Below are 19,019 nucleotides of genomic sequence, written 5' to 3' on the forward strand. Positions count from 1 at the left end.
TCTCGCTTTCAATATATATTATTTTAACTCATTTATTCAATTATCTTGAAATTTATTGTAAAATTATGTTTATATGAAGGAGTTAAAATATGATATTAGGTACGTTTTTAGCAAGTTTGCTAGCTTATCTTATTGGAAGCATTAGTTTTTCTATTGTTTTTGTTAGATTTAAGACTGGTGGAGATGTCAGAAGACATGGTAGCAACAATGCGGGGGCAACGAACGCAAGTAGAATCTTGGGGAAAAAATGAGGATTATTTATTGTTTTCCTAGATTTAGTTAAGGTGGTTGTGGCAGCTTTTGTTGCATTAGGTATTAGCGCTATTCCTCACCCGCTATTTTCAAAAACTTCATTATTTATACCAGCACTTTTTGCACTAATAGGACATTGCTACCCTATTTACTATAAATTTAAGGGTGGTAAGGCTGTTAGTTGTTTTATTGGATTAATTCTGGTTGCCAATGGATTTTATGCAGTAATATTCACAATTATTTGATGAACAACAATTTTTGTATTTCGTAAAATTAGCATTTCATCATTAGCAGCAACGATCGGGGTTTTAATATTAGCTTGAGTTCCTCAAATTTCGAGCTTATCAAATTTTAGTATTAATGGGGATGATTTTATAAAAATTTATTTCCAAGATGATTTTGTAAGCAGACAAACTTGAATGAACTACTTCCACAATTTAGTTAATTCACAAGGAGAACCTTTCTTTGAAAGTTGATTAATGATTAACATAACAGTTACAATCGGTGGAGTTATTTTAATTACTAAGCATCGTTCAAACATTCAAAGATTATTTAAAGGTACTGAACCATATTACTTTAAATATGGTCAAAAAACAAAAAGAATTAATGTTAATGCAGATACTAATCAAGATTCAAAAGTAGATCAAGCCGATCTAAAACAAAATAAAAAAGTTCAAATCAAAAAAGGTAATTCACCATTCTAATGAATTACCTTTTTATTTTATTTTTACGCGCCTTTTTTAACAGCGTTCATTGTTCTTTTTATGTCACTTTCACTAGGTTTTCTACCCATACTCATGTACATTGCACGAATTTGTGCTTCATTGATTGGCGGGTTTTCCTTTAGTTGTTTTTTTACAATTTTTTTTGTAATTAAGAAACCAATAAAACCACCAATTACTAGTGCTAAGATTATTAAAATTAATACTCAATATCACTCCAGCATTACAAGTCTCCTTTCAAATTAATTTTCTTTAATAAGAATAACATATTTTTTAATTATTTACTTTTTTAATTATTTCTTTGCAAAGATTTTCAACAGTAAATCCAAATTCCTTGATTACTAAGTCACCAGGAGCTGAATGCCCAAATTCATCAATTCCAAAACTATAACCATTATCACCTAAATATTTACCTCAACCAAAAGTTGAACCCATTTCAATTGAGAATCTTTGAGTATTTTTATTAATTATTTTTTGTTTATATGAATTGGGTTGTTTATCAAATAAATTCATACTTGGCATTGAAACAACGTTAACCCCAATTTTTTGAGTTTTTTCAATTTGTTCTCTAACTTTAATAGCTAAATTAACTTCACTACCAGTTGCGATCAAAGTAATTTTAGGATCTTTTGATTCTCTGATTAGGTAAGCGCCCTTTTTAACATTTTCCAAAACATTTGAATTTTCAATTTCTTCTAAATCTTGTCTTGTCAAAATAAATGCACTTGGATGTTTTTTATCCTCTAAGGCAGTTAAATACGAAGCGTAAGTTTCTTTAAAGTCAGCTGGTCTAAATACATTAAGACCTGGAATACTACGAAGCATTGCTAATTGTTCTACTGGTTCGTGTGTTGGACCATCTTCTCCAACGGCAACTGAATCGTGGGTAAAAATATAAAAACTTTGTAAATTCATTAAAGCTGCAAGACGAATTGCTGGTTTCATATAGTCAGAAAAGACAAAGAATCCTCCTGCAAATGGCAACAATCCACCATGGGCAGCTATCCCGTTGTTAAAAGCTGTCATTCCAAATTCTCTAACCCCATACATAATGTTTCTTCCAGTTAGATTTTTATTTTCAAAATTACCATCTAATCCTTTTGCTTTTGTTGATGTGGTTAAATCTGCACTTCCACCAATAAATGATGGTACTAATTGTGAAATTTTGTCTAAAATTTGACCCGAAGAAACTCTGGTTGCTTGTGGTTTTGTAGGAATCATTGCAACAAAATCTTTTTCACCAACTTGATAATTTTTGCTTAAGGCGTTTTTAAATTCCCTGAATTCATTTGGGAAAGATTTTTCATAATCTTTTAGTAATTGATTTCATTTTTCTTGAGTTTTAGCCCCTCTTAGAGCGACTGTCTCATTATAGTGTTCATAGATATCTTTGTCAATGTGAAAAGCATCATTTTCTCAGTTATAGTATTTTTTAACATTAACCAAGTCATCTCTAACGGGCTCACCATGAACTGCACTAGTCCCTTGTTTGGTAGCTCCCAGACCAATAATAGTTTTCACTTCAATATAAGTTGGTTTATTTGATTTCTTAGCTTTTATGATTGCTTGACTTATTTGAGCTAAGTCTTCACCATCTGTTACTAAAATTGTTTCTCAGTTTGCGGCTTTAAAACGATCTTGCATTTTTTCAGATTGAGCAATGTTAACCGGACCATCTAGTTGAATATCATTTGAATCGTGAAAGACAATTAGCTTATTCAAACCATAGTTTCCAGCAAAAGAAATTGCTTCCTGTGAAATACCCTCTTGTAAATCACCATCTCCAACTAGTACATATGTAAAGTGATCAACAATGTCAAACTTAGGTTTGTTAAATTTTCCAGCTAAATGTTTTTCACTAATAGCCATTCCCACAGCACTAGCTAAACCTTGACCTAAAGGACCTGTTGTAACCTCAACCCCATCAGTCATTCCATATTCTGGGTGACCTGGTGTTAGTGAGTGTAGTTGTCTAAAATTTTTCATATCTTCGATTGAAAGATTATGACCTGTTAAATGTAGTATCGAGTACAACAAACCACTTCCGTGACCTGCTGAAAGAACAAAACGATCGCGATTAAATCATTTTGAATCTTTTGGGTTTATGTTAATATGTCTTGTATACAATTCATATACTATTGGTGCTGAACCAAGGATAATTCCAGGGTGTCCAGAATTAGCTTTGTTAACTGCCTCAACTCCTAAAATTCTTAAACTGTTTAAAAATTTGTTACTCTTATTGTTTACCATTAAATAAATCTCCTGACAATATTATTATATAACTAATTTTATAGAATATAAAAAAATTTGGAATTTTTACCAGCCAAATTATTTTTTTATTCTTTATTAATGTTTTTACTCTTATGCTTTGGGGTTATATCATTACCATCAGCATCAACAATTTTTAAGTTATCAAGTTTTTGTTTGAATCCTTCTCGAAAATTAATTATGTAAGCTTCTCTTAATTGCTTTCGTTCATTAGTTTCTTCATTAGTCAAATCTCTTGATTTACTTATTGCACTTAGTTCATTAATTCTTTTAATTAACTTCTCCATCTTATTTGTCCTTATTTTGAATTGCGTAATATGATGCTCCAATTATTCCAGCATCGTTACCCAATTGTGCAGTTTGGATTTTTAAATCAGCTGAATAAACTGGAAGTAGCAAGGGTTTTAAACCACTTTTGATAATATCAACTAAAGGGTCGCCCATCTTGCTACCTCCTCCACCAATTAAAATTGCTTCTGGATCTAGAGCTTTTGTCATTATCGCCATATGATTTAGAAGTGGTTTATAAATGGTGATAATTAAATTTTTTAAGTCTTGTGGAAATTTATTTTCTTGATACACCTTAGCGATATCTTTCATTTCAACTTCATCAAGATTCTTGAAATATTTAATGGTACTATGGTCAGGATTTTCTTTTCAAAATTTCTTAATTGCTTTACTTAAACCCACAGCACTAGTTGTTGGTTCTAGACAATGTTTCAATCCGCAATTACAATCAATCTCATGTTGCATATCTCCACCATGACCAAATTCTCCTGCATACCCGTGCTGGCCTTGAATTAATTGACCATTAATGATAATAGAACCCCCGATCCCGGTTCCAAGAGTATAAAAAATTACAGAATTATATTTTTTACCTGAACCAATTCAAAACTCACCTAATGCAGCAGCGTTGGCATCATTAAGAACCAGCACCTTTTTTTTGAAAATTTTCTCAGCTTCAGTTTTTAAATCAAAATCGAATCAGTTTAAATTACCAGCTATTCTAACAATTCCTTCACCATGATCTATAAAACCAGCTGTTGAAAAACCTATTAATTCTAAATCTTCATATTTAAATTTGTCTTCTTTTAAAGTCTTAATAATTTTTTGATACAAATTATCTAAAATGTTATTCATATCATTTTCAACAATAAAATTTAAAAGAACCTCGCCCTTTTGATTAACGACTCCGACCTTGGCACTAGTTCCCCCAAGATCAATTGATAATATATTACTTTGCATTTTTTTATCTCCTTAAATTAGTGCTGGTAACAAATGTATTTTAACACCCATATTTGTTTTTGGAACAGTTATTGAAATTTTTAGTCCCGGATAAGTTTTGAAATTAACTCATCCTAATCCAGAAATGTGTAAATCCACATTCTCAGAATTTGTGAATTTGAATTCTTTGGTTTCGAATTCAGCATCATTATCTGATAATCTTGGAGCTAAATAATGGCGATTTTTCCTAAAGTAGTTTTGCGCATTTAAAGCTTTGGTTCGGTGTAATGGTAAATTACGATTTACATAAAAGTGAAAATTTGTTGCGTTTCTTGATCTATGATTATTTAAAGGATTAATACCTTCTTGAAATGTTATTCAAGCGATCCCACCATAAAAAATTGTTTGCCCCGCTTCTAATTGGTAAGTCTTTTGGTAAATTTCTTTGGTGAAGAAAAAGAAATCTCAATAAGTAGTAGGAGTTGCATTGGCAATATGGTGATGCTTAACTAATCCTGGTGTATCAAAAATAGTGTTTTTTTCATTGAACTCAATTTTAATGCGATCAAGAGTTGTATTAACGTAGCGACTCGCAACGATTGATGAAATCTGATTATTAGACTTTAACATTGCGTTTATTAAACTTGATTTACCCGCATTGGAAATTCCAACAACATACTGATCATAATCAACTTTTTTAATTTCGTTAAATAATTCTTCAACATAAGCTGGTTTTAGTGAGCTTGATAAAATAATTTTTGAATCCTTCAAGGCAGTTCCTGAGAATAAATTTTTTATATAAGTTAATATTTTTTCTCTTTTTACAGATTTTGGCATCAAATCAATTTTATTGATAACAATAACAACCTCTTTGCTAGCTATCAAAGATTCCAATCAAGTAATTCTACTTCCAGGCAAGTCAAAAATATCAATCACGTAGTAGTAACGAATTTTTTTGGATTCTTTATTTATGTTATCTAAAATTTCAATAAAGTCCTTATCGTTAATTTCTTGTTCAACTAAACTATTATAGTATTTAATTTTAAAGCAACGTAAACAATAATCTTGAATCTTAATATCTTTAACATATCCTGGTTTTTTAGAATCCTCAACATGTAAAAAGTGGCCACAACCAATACATTTTTTACCATTTGAATTTGAAGTAACGGCTTTATTTTCATTTAAATTTTCAATATTTTTACTAGAGAATTTCATAGTTACCTCCTATTTCACCTTCTGTATAGAATCCTTCTTGAAGGATGTTTTTTTGAGATAAGCTTTTGTAAATAAAGTTCTCAAGGAATTTTACAAGTTTGCTATCTTCGTTAATTTTACTAATTGGTGAAACCAAAATACTTTTAATGTGCGCTCGGTTTGCTACTAAAATATCTGTTATTAATTGATCACCAATCATAATCATTTCAGAATCATCAAATGGTAAAAGTTTTTTTACAACTTTCATTTTACCTAAAAGTGGTTTTTTGCAATCTCAAAAGTAATTTTCAATTCCAGCTTTTTTGGCAAAATTTTGAACACGACTTCGAATATTATTTGAAAACAAAACAAATTCTAAACCGTTTTCCTTAACGTTTTTAATGAAATTCATTATATCAGCATTGGGAACTCTTTGATTTCAACCAATTAAAGTATTATCTAAGTCACATAAAATTACCTTAATTCCACTTTTTTTCAAACTGCTAAGATTTATTTTTTTGTAACTTCTAAGATAAATTGAGGGCTTAAAGTAGTTCAAAAGTAAAAAATTTCGATTATTATTTTTATTTTTCACTTTAAGTTCCCCCTTTAAGTCATAGATATATTATATTTGAAATTATTGATAAAGTGCTAAAATTACCCATTTTTTATATATTTATTATCTTTATATGGAAGAAACGAGAACGAATATAAAAAATCAATTAACAATAGTAACTTTAAAACATCGTTGTAACAGTGTTTTCTAATTTGTTTGATATCGTTATTTAAAGATTTATATTTTTCTAAGCTAATCTTCTTATAACTATAGAACTCCAAAGCTTTACAAGAAAGTTGGTAAACATCCTTTTCCTCGTGAAAGTCATGATTATTTATGTCTTCAAAATAATCAAAAAATTTCTTTAAGCCCGGAATTGAAATCATATCTTCTCCACATCACCCTGGTTTTAGATATTTTTGAACGTGGAATTCAGACCCTTTGTTATTAAAATTGGAAAAAGCCAAAGCCTCTTCCAGTGGCTTATAGATATCAAATGAGTTGATATCTGGTAATGGTGATTTTGTACTAAAATTAAATAAATCTATTTTCTTATTTTTAAATAAAGTATGGTATTTTGCAGCTCAATCTTGGATAATTTTATTGTCGTTAGTTCCTCCAGCAACAATCATTGTGCGGATTCTCTTCTTAATGCAATTGCTTAAAAAACTTTTAACCATCTTCTCGTATTGAGCTTCAAAATCATACCTGCTATCATTGTAACCTCTTTTTAAGGAAACTGATTGAATCGCTTTCGTGTTATCTCTAGTAGTGATTTCTTTTAGATTACTTATAAATGAGTACTGAAAAACTACAACTACGTCTTTGCGATTCTCATTATAAAGTTTTTCATTATTTGGATCGTTTCGATCATGAGAATGGTTAAAAAATTCTGTATCAATTACAATAGCTGGGAACTTAATTTGATTCAAATATGAATTTAACTTAGGACGGTCAATTTTGAAAAATTGATGATTGTTTAAATAGAACATCCCCTCCTTGGGAGTTATACAATATTTCTTCATGTTATCACTCTCTCTAATTAAATAATATCAAATTAATGCTACTTTTTAAAAGTATTATGTTATAACATTTAAGTAAGGAAGTTTTGGAGATTTAAATGAAAAAAACTAACAATGATAAGAATTTTGGAGAGTTTCTTAACGAAATTGGTATAACATGATTTAGGGATAATTTAGGGATAAAAATTGAAAAACTTAAAAAGGATTTTCTAGAATTAACAAATGGAGAAAACAATGAAAATAATCCTTTAATTGATAATGCGAGTGCAATTATGATTAAACCTCAAGCGATCGATTCAGTATATAAAAAATTTCAGGACGTATCACAAAGTTGAGATACTATACAAGATATTAAAAATTATACTATCAGCAATAACAATATCTTTGATTTGACAAAAATATTTTCAGAGCAAAACTCAATCAACAATAGTGACCTGATTAGCGAAATGATTGATGGAGATTTGGATATAAGTGAAGTGATAGTTAAAGTTCAAATTGAAACTATCATAAAAATGTTATCAAATAGCTTAGACTTAATTGATGATATTTTGAGCAAATTAGGCCCAAATACCCAACTAAAAGAAATTGACACTGAAGACTTGGAATATGTCTTAGATGTAAGCATCAAAAAATCAATAGATAATTTTGAGAAATGAATTGAGATGAACTATCGTGAATTTGAAAATTTCAAGGAAGAGTTTTTGATTTTAAAAGATGAGAAAGTCACTTTGGAAAAAAGACTTGAAAAAGCTGATGTAATTAGCCTCTTCTTTAAACAGTTCAAAAGCAAAGAAATCGCTAAAGATATCGAAGAAATTGATCTAAATAATGATCAAGGATTTACTAAAAATACCGCTGAGAAGTTCATTAATTTCACCAATGGAGCTCAAATAGTTGGAGACATTAAAAGCAGAATAAAAATAGCTATTTTAATCAAAAATAAATTTTAGAAAGAGAAATTAAAATGAAAAAAGCCTTACTAATAGTAGATTACCAATTTGATTTTGTAAATCCAAAAGGGAGTCTTTATGTTAAAAATGCAGAAAAACTAGCAGATTATATAAATCAACTGATAAATAGTTTTAAAGCAGATAATCAATTTGTTTTTGCCTCAAAAGATTGACACCCAGAAAATCACTATTCATTTGAAAAATGAGGAAAACATTGTCAAAAAAATACAAATGGTGCAGAACTTTGCATTCCAACTAAAGATATCGACTTTACAATTTTAAAAGGACAAAATCAAGATGCAGAAAGTTATAGCGCCTTCTTTGATGAAAAAGGAAATAGCAATGGACTTGATGAAAAAATGAAAGAGTTAGAGATTGCTGAAATTATAGTAGTTGGAGTTGCCACTGATATTTGTGTAGCTAAAACTGTCGGTGATGCCATAAAATTAGGCTATAAAACCACTTTAGACTTACAAGGTTGTGCTGGTTTTAGTGATAAAATAACTTTTTAGTAATTAAAAAGAATCCATTATTTGGATTCTTTTTTTATATCTTAATTTTAGTTCCTGATTTTCCGGCTAAAACTTCTTTAACTTTTTCTAAACTACCAATGATGGCTAGATTATTTTTACCCTTTTCTGCAAAACTAATAGCTGCCTCAACTTTAGGCAACATACTACCTGGAGCAAACTGGTTATCCTTAATATGTTCAAGTAATTCATCTTTTGTTACTTCGCTTAAAGCTTTTTGTTCAGGTTTTTTATAATTGATCATAATACTTTCAACGGCAGTTAATATTATTAATTGATCGGCTTCAATAATTTCAGCAACCTTAGCAGCAGCAAAATCTTTATCGATTACAGCTGCAATACCAATTAAATCTTCCCCTTGTTTAAAGACAGGGATTCCTCCGCCTCCGGCAACAATAGGAACAATACCGCTTTCAATCATTGATATAATAATATTTTTCTCAATGATATCAATTGGTTTAGGTGAAGCAATCACCCTTCTTCAACCCCTACCTGAATCCTCTTTAATAGACCAGTTATTTTTTCTGGCTAAATCTTTTGCAGTATTTGCATCATAGAAAGAACCAATGGGTTTGGTTGCGTTACTAAAAGCTTGATCATTTTTATCAACAACTGTTTGAGTAATTAAACTACCAACTTCTTTGTTGATTTTCATTTTATTAAGCTCGTTTTTTAGAGCTTGTTGTAAATGATAACCAATGTAACCTTGACTCATGCTTCCGCATTCAGGAAAATCAACAATTGGTGATTTAGCATCGCTTTTATGAGCTAAATCAAAACCTAAATTAATCATTCCAACTTGAGGACCGTTTCCATGAACGATAACAAGTTGATTGCCTGAAGCAATAATGTTCGCTAAATGCTTAGCTGTATTTTTAACTATTTGTTTTTGCTCATCAGGACTATCACCAAGTGCGTTTCCTCCGATTGCTACAACAATTTTACTCATATGAAAATGTCTCCTTTATTAAAAATATCACACACAGTAGTGTGTGATATTTAATTTATTCTAAAATATTGGTGAAGGTAATAATGTACCTAACGATAATAATACAATTGAAATTAATACAGTTCCTAGAATGTAAATTCATGCACCTTTAAATAGTTTTGAGTATTCTATTTTAGCAATTCCTAATGCTCCCATTACAACTCCTGAAGTTGGAGTAAATAAATTTAAAGTTCCAGAAGCAAACGAGAATGCAGTGATCGAACCACTAGCAGCTGATGCACTAATTCCTCCAGCTACTGGTCCTCATAGAGGGAATATTGCAGTTGCAAATCCAGATGTTGATGGAATCAAGAATGATAATGGTAAGAATATAAGGAATGAAACTATAACAAAAGGAAGTGTTCCAAGTCCACCAAGTCCACTTGAAAGTCCTGTAATAATTAAAGTTTGAATACCACTTGAGCTCATAATGAAACCAAGTCCAGCAGCAACAGCGATAACTAAACAAACTCCTAACATATCTCTACTTCCGGCAATGAAACCGTCAACATAATCTTCTTCGCCTTTTCAATCAATCAAAGCAACAATTAAAGAACTGATTATGAAGAAACAAGCAACTTCTGCAAGTCCACCTTCTCCAAATCCTGGAATTAATCCAGATAAGAAGAATACGTATTTGTTAAATCATTCTCCTGCTTCAGCAGCTCCGGTCCCACCAATAATGCTATCTCAACCAACTAGGTATAAAATCATAATCAAGAATGTGATCAAGAAAACTACAAGTGTTCCTATTCTTTTTTTAGTGAAATTCACTTCCTCAACTGATTCACCAAGGAAGAAAATTTTATCTTTTTCTGCAGTTTCAAAAACTACAGATTTTTGTGGATTATTTTTTACACGATTAGCATATCACATAATAAATCCTATTGTGAATAATGTGAAAATAACTCAACTGATTCAACGGAATGCCATTCCTGTACTAGTTGTTATATTTTCTAGTCCTGAAGATTCAACAGCTAGACCGATTAGGAATGGGTTAACAGTTGATGCAACCACCCCTGTTCCAGCTCCAAATAAAACAATCATTAGAGCTGTAAAACTATCAAATCCTGCTGCAATCATTAAAGGAATAACAATCATATAAAATCCTAATGTTTCTTCGGCCATACCATAAGTTGAACCACAGAAACTAAAGAAAGTAACTAATACTGGGATTACTCAAATTGCGTTTTTCCCTAATTTTCTAGTTATTGATTGGGTAAAAGCTTCTAAAGCTTTTGTTTTCATAATTATACTTAAGAATCCTCCCAAACAGATTATGAAAATATTAATTTCAGCCTTGTCAACAAACCCTTTGGTCATTGCCAAGAAAATATCTAATATACCGGTTCCTTTTACAGTTTGACTTACTGTTTCTCATTCATTTGGAATTGGATTACCCGAACCGTCAGATTCTCATGCGATGGGTCTTCTTAAATTATAAGTTCACCCAGATAGACTACCAATTCACGTAAATATAACAACAACAAATATTATGAAAAACAATATCGTAAACGACGTGGGCATTTTAAATTTCTTTTTTTTACCCGATCTGGAATTTGAACTTGTTTCAAATTGTCCAGAACTTTTCTTTTCTTTTTTTGTCATAAAAAACCTTTCTATCTTAAATAGATATAATGTTTATTTTAAACAATAATCATTTAAATTAATAGTTTTTTACTATTTTTTTGTTAATTTCCAATCATTGCAACCATTACAGCTTTTATTGAATGAACACGGTTTTCAGCTTCTTCGAAAACAACTGAATTTTTTGAACGGAACACTTCATCAGTTACTTCCATCTCTTTTAAACCAAATTTTTTGTTAATATCTATCCCTACTTCAGTATTTAGGTCATGGAAGGCAGGCAAACAGTGCATAAATAATGCATCAGATTTAGCTTGTTTCAATAAATCCATATTTACTTGGTAAGGTTTTAGTTCTTTAACTCTTGATTCTCAAACTTCTGCAGGTTCTCCCATTGAAACTCAAACATCAGTATATAGAACATCAGCATCTTTTGCTGCAGCTTTTGGATCTTCGTTAAATTCAATTTTAGCTCCAGTTTCTTTTGCGATTGCTTGACACTCTTTTACTAAGCTATCTTCGGGTCAATATTTTTTAGGAGCAGCTGCCACAAAATGCATACCCATTTTAGCGGCCCCGATCATCAATGAATTTCCCATGTTATTTTTGGCATCACCAAAGTAAACTAATTTTTTACCTTTTAATTCTCCGCGTTCTTCAATGATTGTCATAAAGTCGGCTAGAATTTGGGTTGGGTGATATTTATCGGTTAAACCGTTAAATACTGGAACGCCTGAATGATTTATCAGAATTTCAACATCTTCTTGTTTGTAACCTCTAAATTCAATTCCATCATACATTCTACCAAGAACTTTGGCAGTATCTTCAACAGATTCTTTTTTACCCATTTGCGAACCACTAGGTCCTAAATACGTAACTCTAGCCCCTTGATCTAATGCAGCTACTTCAAACGCACATCTTGTTCTTGTTGAGTCTTTTTGAAATAACAGACAAATGTTTTTACCAACTAATTTTGGAATTTCATTTCCTGCGTATTTAGCTCTTTTTAAATCTCTTGCTAAATCCAATAAATATCTAATTTCTCTTGGTGAGAAATCTAGTAAAGTTCTAAGACTTTTTCCTCTTAAATTTAAGGCCATATTTTTTCTTTCTCCAAACTAATAATTTCTATTTTAAATCTTCTCTTACTAAAGGCATTGTCATACAACGAGGACCACCTCTACCACGAGAAAGTTCGCTACTTGGAGTTACAATTACTTCAACCCCAGCCTTTTTTAGTAAGTCAATTGTTACTCAATTTCTTTCATAAGCAATTACTTTACCTGGAGCAATTGTTATAACATTTGTTCCATCATTTCATTGTTCTCTTCCTGCAGCAATTTCATCTGAACCACCACATTTGATTAGTTGAACTTCTTTTCCAACTATTGAACTTAAAAATTCAATTAAAGGTTTCTTAATTTCTGTTTTTCCTTCTTTTGTTATTTCAAATATTTTAAATTCACTAATTGCATCGAAAATTAATGGATGCACAATAAATTTATCAAAATCAATATTTGTGAAAACTGTATCTAGGTGCATGTAGCTTCTAGTTTTTGGTAAATCTAATACTATAATTTTTTTAAATGTTTCTTCTCCTTTGAACAAGTTCTCGGCAAGTTTATCAACCGCTTGGTGACTTGTTCTTTGAGAAACTCCAATTATTAAAGTTTCCTTATTCAATACCAAGATGTCACCACCTTCGATAAAGTCTTTATATTCTCTTTGATAAACTTTTTCTACATTATTTTTATAATCTTTGTGATTATCAAAAACAAAGTCTGGAAAAAGAGTTTCACGATTTCTTGTTTCACTTCACATTTTGTGAATTGTAACTTTATTACCAACTGATGCAAATGGATCTCTTTGGAATAAAACGTTTGGTAATGGATCGGCTATAAATGGATATTCTGTTTTATCTTTTTCATCCAATTCTATTTTTTTAGTTCCACCAATCATTTGTCTTACCATGTCGATATTTGACATTTTTGATAAAAAGTCTTTAAAATCTTTAGCGTATTCTTTTTTAACTTTTGCTTCTTCAATAAATTTGTTAATAAAACCATCTCTTAAATCTGGGTTTTGGTCAAGTGTTTCTGCCACTAAATTCTCTATATATTTAACAACAACACCATTTTCTGTTAGCAACTTGGTAAACCTATCATGTTCAAATTGTGCTACTTTTAAGAATGGTATGTCATCAAATAATAAACGATCCAGTAAATCTGGTGTTAAGTTTTCTAGTTCATTTCCTGGACGGTGTACTAAAACTTCTTTTAATTTTCCTATTTCAGAAAATACATTAATTTTGCTCATATTGACAAATCCTCCTTCATGTTTTTTACTACTACTCTAGGAACCACCCCCAAATTCAACTCACCCCTATTATCACACTTTAAAAATAAAAATCAATACTTTTTAGAAATATTACCAGATATTATTCTTTCTTTTGGTGAAAATTATTTTTAAATAAAACCGTTAATCCCGAATCAGTCAACATCCGACCTTTTGATGTTCTTTTAATTAGATTTTGAATAAGTAATGGTGGCTCAATAACTGATAAAATGACAGAAATCGGAGTTGAAGCAATGTGTGAAATTGTTTCAATTCCGATCGGTTGATATTCTTTTAAAATAAGTAGATAATTTATGTCTATATCAGTTAATCCATAATCATAGATATTCATTTTAGCCAAAATATTTTTTAAGCGTTCTTCGGTTATTACCTCATTTTCTTCATAAATTATATAGTCATAGATACGCTTTAAAATATTAATAGCAACTCTTGGAACTTGTTTACAATGATTAGCTAGAAAAACTGCTAGTTTATCGGTTAATTTTAATCCGATTTTTTCACTAGCATTAAGAATTATTTGGCTTATTTCAATTACATTATAATTTTTTAAATGTAAATTTATCGCAAATCGATTTGAAAAAGGAAAAGGCAATTTATTTAATTCTGTGGTTGCCACGATTATTGTGATATCAGGTATTTTTAAATTTATAACCTTTGAGTTATAATCCTTACCAATTATTACACTCAATTTATTTTCTTCTAAAACGGGATAAAGTATTTCTAGAACTTCTTTAGTAACGGCATGAATTTCATCGATAAAAAGAATTTCTTTTTCTTTAATAGAAGTTAATGTTGATATAAGATCACTTGGTTTTTGCAAACTTGGTCCATTTAAAATATGAATTTTTTGTCCCATAACTTTTGATATAAGATAAGCTAACGAAGTTTTCCCCATTCCACTCGGACCATGAATTAAAATATTATCCAGTGACTTACCTTGAATTTTAGCAGAACTTACATAAACTTTTAAATTATTAATAATATTTTCTTGACCAAAATATTCCTTTCAATTTCTGGGTCTAAAAGCTTGACTGCTCATTTTCAACCACTCTTCCTAAAACTTTTTGAAACATTTCTTCAATTTTTAAATTGTTATCAATTTTACTGACTGCTTGATAAATTCTTTTTTGGTTATATCCAAGCTTTTGCAAACTTTCAATAACACTTAGTTGCTTAGAGTTATAAGTAATTTTAAAGTAAACCTTTTGTAACTCGTTAATAATAACCTTTGCGGTAAAAGAACCAATATTTTTCAAATCTTCAAGTTTCTCGTATTCATTATTTCTAACAATTTCTAAAAAATCCTCATATCTAAAATTCTTCATTATTAGTTTGGCGGTTTTGGTTCCAACAGTTTTGATTTTATTAAGCTCTAAAAAGAGGCTTTGACTTTGCTCGTTTCTGAAACAATAAATAAATGATTCAAAATCTGATTTTACTTCAGCTAAATAAACCCTGTCTTTTGGATGATCCTGGTTAAAATCTTCGTCACCTAAAACCTTAAAATGATTAAATTTATATCCGATATTTTGTTCTGTTTGAATTATTAGATATTTTCTTGTTATTTCTTGAATTTTACCAATTACATAATGCATAAAAATGTTCCCCAAATGCTAATCGGGATATTTTTCAGAATATTAACCTTAAAAATAAAAAAAATTTGGACTAGCCAAATTTGCGGTTTTGTTTTTGTTTGTAAATACGTTTTTCTTTTTTACTTAAGTGATATTCGCGTTTACGAGCTTCTGCTTTATTTGCTGAAGCAACTTTTTGAAAACGTTTTAATGCTTTTTCGATTGGTTCACCTTCGTGTAAAGTAACACTAGCCATCTTTTTCAACTCCAATTCATTTAAATTTTATAAAATTTCAACAAATATTTCAACTAAAAACTTGATAAAGTTTAAAAAAGTTTATCTTTATCGCATCATTTTAACAATTTTAACACTAATTTTAGTAAAATTAAACTTAGAACGAGGTATTTTCATGAAAAAAATCAATTTAATTGTAACTGGTGGGATCGGTGCTAGCAAGAGTTATGAGTTGTATCTCTTACTAAAGAAAAAATACGATGTAAGTGTAATGTTATCGAAAAACGCGAAATATTTTGTTGATTTTAAAGATACCCCTATTCATAGTGATATTTTTCAAAAAGATTTTTATGATCCTCACAGTACTGGTGAACATATTGCTAAAACTTATGAATCAGACTTTAATATCGTCTATCCTGCAACCTATAACTTTATTGGTAAAATAGCATCAGGGATTTGTGATGATTTACCATCTTTAATTTTTGCAGCAAGTAGTTCGCATAGTTGGTTATTCCCAAGCATGAATTCAAGAATGTATTTGAACCCCATCTTCGAAAGAAATAAAGACCTACTTAAAGCTGATAATAAAATTCATTGAATTGAGCCAAAGACCGGAAGATTAGCCAGTGGTGAAATCGGAATCGGAAGATCATTAGAACCCAAAGAAGCTTTTGAAATTATTGAATCTTATAATAATAAGTACTTAAAATTAAGGAATAAAAAAGTTCTAATTAATTTTGGTCGCACTCGAACTTATCTTGATAAAATCCGCTATTTAACTAATGAAAGTTCTGGTCAAATGGGATTGGAAATATTAAATGTATTAAAAGAATTTTCAGTTCCAACACAAGCAATAGTTGGTGATTGCGACTTTGACATCAAAAGCATTTCTAATTTGAAGAGAGTCAAAACTAATCAAGAAATGCTAGAAGCTATGGTTGATAATTTTTCTCAATCACAAATAGTTATTTGTGCTGCCGCCTTAAATGATTTTGAGTTTTCAAATTATTATGATAAAAAATTAGATAAGCGAAGCATTGATATTCAAAACTATAAAATTGATTTAAAAGAGAGTGTTGATGTATTAAGAGAGCTTGGCAAGATTAAAACGAATCAAATTCTGGTTGGCTTTTCACTAGCAAACGATTTTGATCTGCAAAAATCTTGAATTAAAATGGCTGAAAAAAATCTGGACATCCTAATTTTAAATCTAACTTCAGCTATGAGCAATAATCAAACAGAGATTAAAATACTAATTTCTAAATCTAAAAAAGTTATTAATTTTTTACCAAAATCAAAAGCCGAGACTTCTTTAGATATTTTGAATATAATAGAGGATTATATTTAACTGAAGAACTTAAGTTAATTTTCTTAACTTAAGTTCTTTTTTGTATTCTTTGTATGCAATTTTATAATCATTAGAATTAGAAATAGATTCATTAAATGAATAGATTCACAAATCAGTTCCATAACTTGAGAAGTTTTTATTAATTTTTACTATAATAGCTTTTGAGTCTAAATTGATATATTCAATGAATTGATTTTTCTTAGCCATTTTAAAGTCAATTATAGTATCTTGTAAAGCTATTTTAAACAATTCAGAATCAACTATTTCAAGCTTTAGGATATTTTTTTTGCCACCAAAAGTCTGGTTTAACTCCTGAAAAATCACCTTTTCTTTTAAAAACTCATTTTTCATTTTCAAGGTTTCAAGATTTTGATTTAATGTTAACTTGATACTCGTTTTTTTATATGCCAGTCAAAAAGTTACAAAGCAAATAACACCAGCTACTATTCCAACTACAAATATTAATCAGATTCTCATGTCTTGATTTTGATTTGTTAAACTTGGCAGAATCCCGTTGGTAACAAAATCTAAAAGTCCTGTTGAAAATGTAGATCCTATTTTGATTTCAAGTAAATTAGCAACCATTGCTTGCAATCCTGCCATCGGGGCATAAAATCCAAAATAAATTAATGGATTAGAATATAAAAATAGAAATTCGATTGGCTCAGTAATTCCTAACATCGAAGACATTAAGGCTGCTACAATAAAATAACCCCTTCTCTCTTTTTGGCTATTTTTATCCAAGTTCAAAAACATTCCAAAAGCTATTGCTGGAAGAACTATCATCGAATTACTAAACCCACCACTTGTAAATCGCGTTAATTTAAGCCCCACAGCTCAAAAATCTTGAATATTTACATAATTATTATTCAACACTAAAACAGAAGCAATTTGGTCTCCTTGAGTATTTCAAAAATCAGGTCCAGTAGAATATCATCAAGCCTGCACTTGTGGAATGAAACTAGCATATTCTTGGATCTTCATTTCATTAATAACTGCATCAATTAAATCTTGATTTCGCAAGCCATCACTAATTCCTCATTGTAAAAATAAATTCCCGCTATTTTGACCAATTAAATCAGCCACATAATTTTGAAGAACTAAATATTGATAGTCAATTAGAGAACCTCCAACACTTGTTCATCAAAATGGCCCATGCCATATAACTTGACCTTGAAAAATTACTAAAACTCTTTGCACAAACTTAAAAATAAAACTATCAATTCCTCAAGGTAGTTTTGTCGTTCAAGAACCAAATATATTTAAAGCGATTATAACAAGTGGTCAGACTAAAATAAAAATTGCCGCTAAACCAATCGCGATTATAGGACTAATTAGGAGAATGAAACTTTCCCTACGAATGAAACTCAAGTAACTTGGCGCTTTAATATTCCTAAAATAGTTATTAAATAAAATTATGACTAAGCCTATGATCATTCCTCCCAATACTCCTGTTTGTAGAGTTGGGATTCCAAAGAAACTATCTATCATCAAACTTTTAGATTGATTTTTATAAAATCACAAATTGATTGTTCCATCACTATTTTCTCTAATAAAAGAACTTATAAAAATGATAAATATTATATAACTGATTGCCCCAGCGATAATTGCCAAGCTCTTATTTTTTGTAAAACCAAAAATTAACGCCAAGCAAAAAAAGAATCCTAAATTTTTAAATAAAATTCCCCCAATTGTGGTGAAAACTTTTGAAGCCTGATTAACACTACCATTAGCTGTTGCTATAATATTTCCTATTGATAGTGCTAATCCAAAAAAAGGCATTAGTATTATTATAACAAAGAGACTTGATCCAATTTTTTTTAAAACCCCAGAGATTATGACAGCATTAAAGTCTTTAATGGCAAAGCTTGACATTTTTTTTGAATCTGACATTTTAATTCCCCGCTCATTTAAATTACTATACACTAATAATACAAAAAAACTTCCCTAATGAGAAGTTTTTTCATCAATTATTTAATTGGATTTTTACAATTTATAGTTGCAACTAGTTCTATAATATTTTCAAAACTTTTTTCAAACTTATTCTTAATGGTATTATGTAATGCGGCCACTTTAAAATCTCTTGCACCACAACATATTATTTTCATATTTTAAATTTCCCATTAAAAATTAATTTTATAATACAATTTCTTACACTTAGGCCTTAATTCTTATGTTGTATTAATAAAGAAAAAAACCCAAAGAGTAAAAGCG

General features: G+C 29.8%; 20 protein-coding genes. 4 read left to right on the top strand and 16 right to left on the bottom strand.

Annotation, left to right across the window (positions count from 1 at the left end; translation table 4 throughout):
• Positions 1 to 89: 89 nt before the first annotated feature.
• Positions 90 to 956 carry a glycerol-3-phosphate 1-O-acyltransferase PlsY gene (gene plsY / locus AACK87_RS02370; protein ID WP_338973111.1) on the top strand — a complete coding sequence of 289 codons (867 nt, stop codon included), beginning with the start codon at positions 90 to 92 and terminating at the stop codon, positions 954 to 956.
• Between the two features lie 23 nt (positions 957 to 979).
• Here the strand turns inward: plsY and AACK87_RS02375 are convergent, their stop codons facing one another.
• From AACK87_RS02375 to AACK87_RS02405, 7 genes are all read right to left on the bottom strand, one after another.
• The gene (locus AACK87_RS02375; protein ID WP_338973113.1) at positions 980 to 1,198 is read right to left on the bottom strand and encodes a YneF family protein; all 219 of its coding nucleotides are present in this window, start codon (positions 1,196 to 1,198) and stop codon (positions 980 to 982) included.
• 49 nt (positions 1,199 to 1,247) lie between these two features.
• Positions 1,248 to 3,224 (bottom strand): transketolase, encoded by a 1,977-nt coding sequence (gene tkt, locus AACK87_RS02380; RefSeq protein ID WP_338973114.1) that lies wholly within the window; start codon positions 3,222 to 3,224, stop codon positions 1,248 to 1,250.
• Between the two features lie 86 nt (positions 3,225 to 3,310).
• Complete coding sequence (locus AACK87_RS02385) at positions 3,311 to 3,529, bottom strand: DUF896 domain-containing protein (protein ID WP_338973117.1); 219 nt, start codon at positions 3,527 to 3,529, stop codon at positions 3,311 to 3,313.
• A gap of 1 nt (position 3,530) precedes the next feature.
• On the bottom strand, positions 3,531 to 4,487 hold the full coding sequence (locus AACK87_RS02390) for an ROK family protein (RefSeq protein WP_338973119.1): 957 nt from the start codon (positions 4,485 to 4,487) through the stop codon (positions 3,531 to 3,533).
• A gap of 12 nt (positions 4,488 to 4,499) precedes the next feature.
• Positions 4,500 to 5,681, bottom strand: a complete 1,182-nt coding sequence (gene yqeH, locus AACK87_RS02395) for a ribosome biogenesis GTPase YqeH (RefSeq protein ID WP_338973121.1) — start codon at positions 5,679 to 5,681, stop codon at positions 4,500 to 4,502.
• On the bottom strand, positions 5,668 to 6,255 hold the full coding sequence (locus tag AACK87_RS02400; protein WP_338971112.1) for a YqeG family HAD IIIA-type phosphatase: 588 nt from the start codon (positions 6,253 to 6,255) through the stop codon (positions 5,668 to 5,670). Before AACK87_RS02400 ends, yqeH begins: the two co-directional genes overlap by 14 nt.
• A 62-nt stretch (positions 6,256 to 6,317) precedes the next feature.
• Positions 6,318 to 7,241: a hypothetical protein gene (locus tag AACK87_RS02405; protein ID WP_338971114.1), complete on the bottom strand. Its 924-nt coding sequence runs from the start codon at positions 7,239 to 7,241 to the stop codon at positions 6,318 to 6,320.
• A gap of 95 nt (positions 7,242 to 7,336) precedes the next feature.
• On the opposite strand from AACK87_RS02405, the gene AACK87_RS02410 reads away from it, so the two are divergent.
• Positions 7,337 to 8,188 carry a hypothetical protein gene (locus AACK87_RS02410; protein WP_338971117.1) on the top strand — a complete coding sequence of 284 codons (852 nt, stop codon included), beginning with the start codon at positions 7,337 to 7,339 and terminating at the stop codon, positions 8,186 to 8,188.
• A 14-nt stretch (positions 8,189 to 8,202) separates the two neighbouring features.
• The gene (locus tag AACK87_RS02415) at positions 8,203 to 8,700 is read left to right on the top strand and encodes an isochorismatase family protein (RefSeq protein WP_338971119.1); all 498 of its coding nucleotides are present in this window, start codon (positions 8,203 to 8,205) and stop codon (positions 8,698 to 8,700) included.
• Between the two features lie 34 nt (positions 8,701 to 8,734).
• On the opposite strand, the gene arcC is transcribed toward AACK87_RS02415, so the two are convergent.
• The 7 genes from arcC to rpsU all read right to left on the bottom strand — a co-directional run bounded on the left by arcC (position 8,735) and on the right by rpsU (position 15,478).
• Positions 8,735 to 9,667, bottom strand: a complete 933-nt coding sequence (gene arcC, locus AACK87_RS02420) for a carbamate kinase (protein ID WP_338971121.1) — start codon at positions 9,665 to 9,667, stop codon at positions 8,735 to 8,737.
• A 60-nt stretch (positions 9,668 to 9,727) separates the two neighbouring features.
• Complete coding sequence (locus tag AACK87_RS02425) at positions 9,728 to 11,314, bottom strand: YfcC family protein (protein ID WP_338971124.1); 1,587 nt, start codon at positions 11,312 to 11,314, stop codon at positions 9,728 to 9,730.
• 83 nt (positions 11,315 to 11,397) lie between these two features.
• The gene (gene argF, locus AACK87_RS02430; protein WP_338971126.1) at positions 11,398 to 12,393 is read right to left on the bottom strand and encodes an ornithine carbamoyltransferase; all 996 of its coding nucleotides are present in this window, start codon (positions 12,391 to 12,393) and stop codon (positions 11,398 to 11,400) included.
• Between the two features lie 28 nt (positions 12,394 to 12,421).
• Positions 12,422 to 13,609: an arginine deiminase gene (locus AACK87_RS02435; protein ID WP_338971129.1), complete on the bottom strand. Its 1,188-nt coding sequence runs from the start codon at positions 13,607 to 13,609 to the stop codon at positions 12,422 to 12,424.
• 121 nt (positions 13,610 to 13,730) lie between these two features.
• Positions 13,731 to 14,687 carry a Holliday junction branch migration DNA helicase RuvB gene (ruvB, locus tag AACK87_RS02440; RefSeq protein ID WP_338971132.1) on the bottom strand — a complete coding sequence of 319 codons (957 nt, stop codon included), beginning with the start codon at positions 14,685 to 14,687 and terminating at the stop codon, positions 13,731 to 13,733.
• Positions 14,668 to 15,243 (bottom strand): Holliday junction branch migration protein RuvA, encoded by a 576-nt coding sequence (ruvA, locus tag AACK87_RS02445; RefSeq protein ID WP_338971135.1) that lies wholly within the window; start codon positions 15,241 to 15,243, stop codon positions 14,668 to 14,670. The genes ruvB and ruvA overlap by 20 nt, the downstream gene beginning before the upstream one ends.
• Positions 15,244 to 15,313: 70 nt before the next feature.
• Positions 15,314 to 15,478 (bottom strand): 30S ribosomal protein S21, encoded by a 165-nt coding sequence (gene rpsU, locus AACK87_RS02450; protein WP_025251067.1) that lies wholly within the window; start codon positions 15,476 to 15,478, stop codon positions 15,314 to 15,316.
• Positions 15,479 to 15,632: 154 nt separating this feature from the next.
• Here rpsU and coaBC point away from each other — a divergent pair, with 154 nt between their 5' ends.
• The gene (coaBC, locus tag AACK87_RS02455) at positions 15,633 to 16,805 is read left to right on the top strand and encodes a bifunctional phosphopantothenoylcysteine decarboxylase/phosphopantothenate--cysteine ligase CoaBC (RefSeq protein WP_338971144.1); all 1,173 of its coding nucleotides are present in this window, start codon (positions 15,633 to 15,635) and stop codon (positions 16,803 to 16,805) included.
• A 9-nt stretch (positions 16,806 to 16,814) separates the two neighbouring features.
• Here the strand turns inward: coaBC and AACK87_RS02460 are convergent, their stop codons facing one another.
• The gene (locus AACK87_RS02460) at positions 16,815 to 18,698 is read right to left on the bottom strand and encodes a PTS transporter subunit EIIC (RefSeq protein ID WP_338971147.1); all 1,884 of its coding nucleotides are present in this window, start codon (positions 18,696 to 18,698) and stop codon (positions 16,815 to 16,817) included.
• 77 nt (positions 18,699 to 18,775) lie between these two features.
• Complete coding sequence (locus AACK87_RS02465) at positions 18,776 to 18,913, bottom strand: hypothetical protein (protein ID WP_338971150.1); 138 nt, start codon at positions 18,911 to 18,913, stop codon at positions 18,776 to 18,778.
• Between the last annotated feature and the right edge of the window lie 106 nt (positions 18,914 to 19,019).

It is taken from the genome of Spiroplasma endosymbiont of Panorpa germanica (assembly GCF_964019765.1).
Classification (GTDB): domain Bacteria; phylum Bacillota_I; class Bacilli_A; order Mycoplasmatales; family Mycoplasmataceae; genus Spiroplasma_B.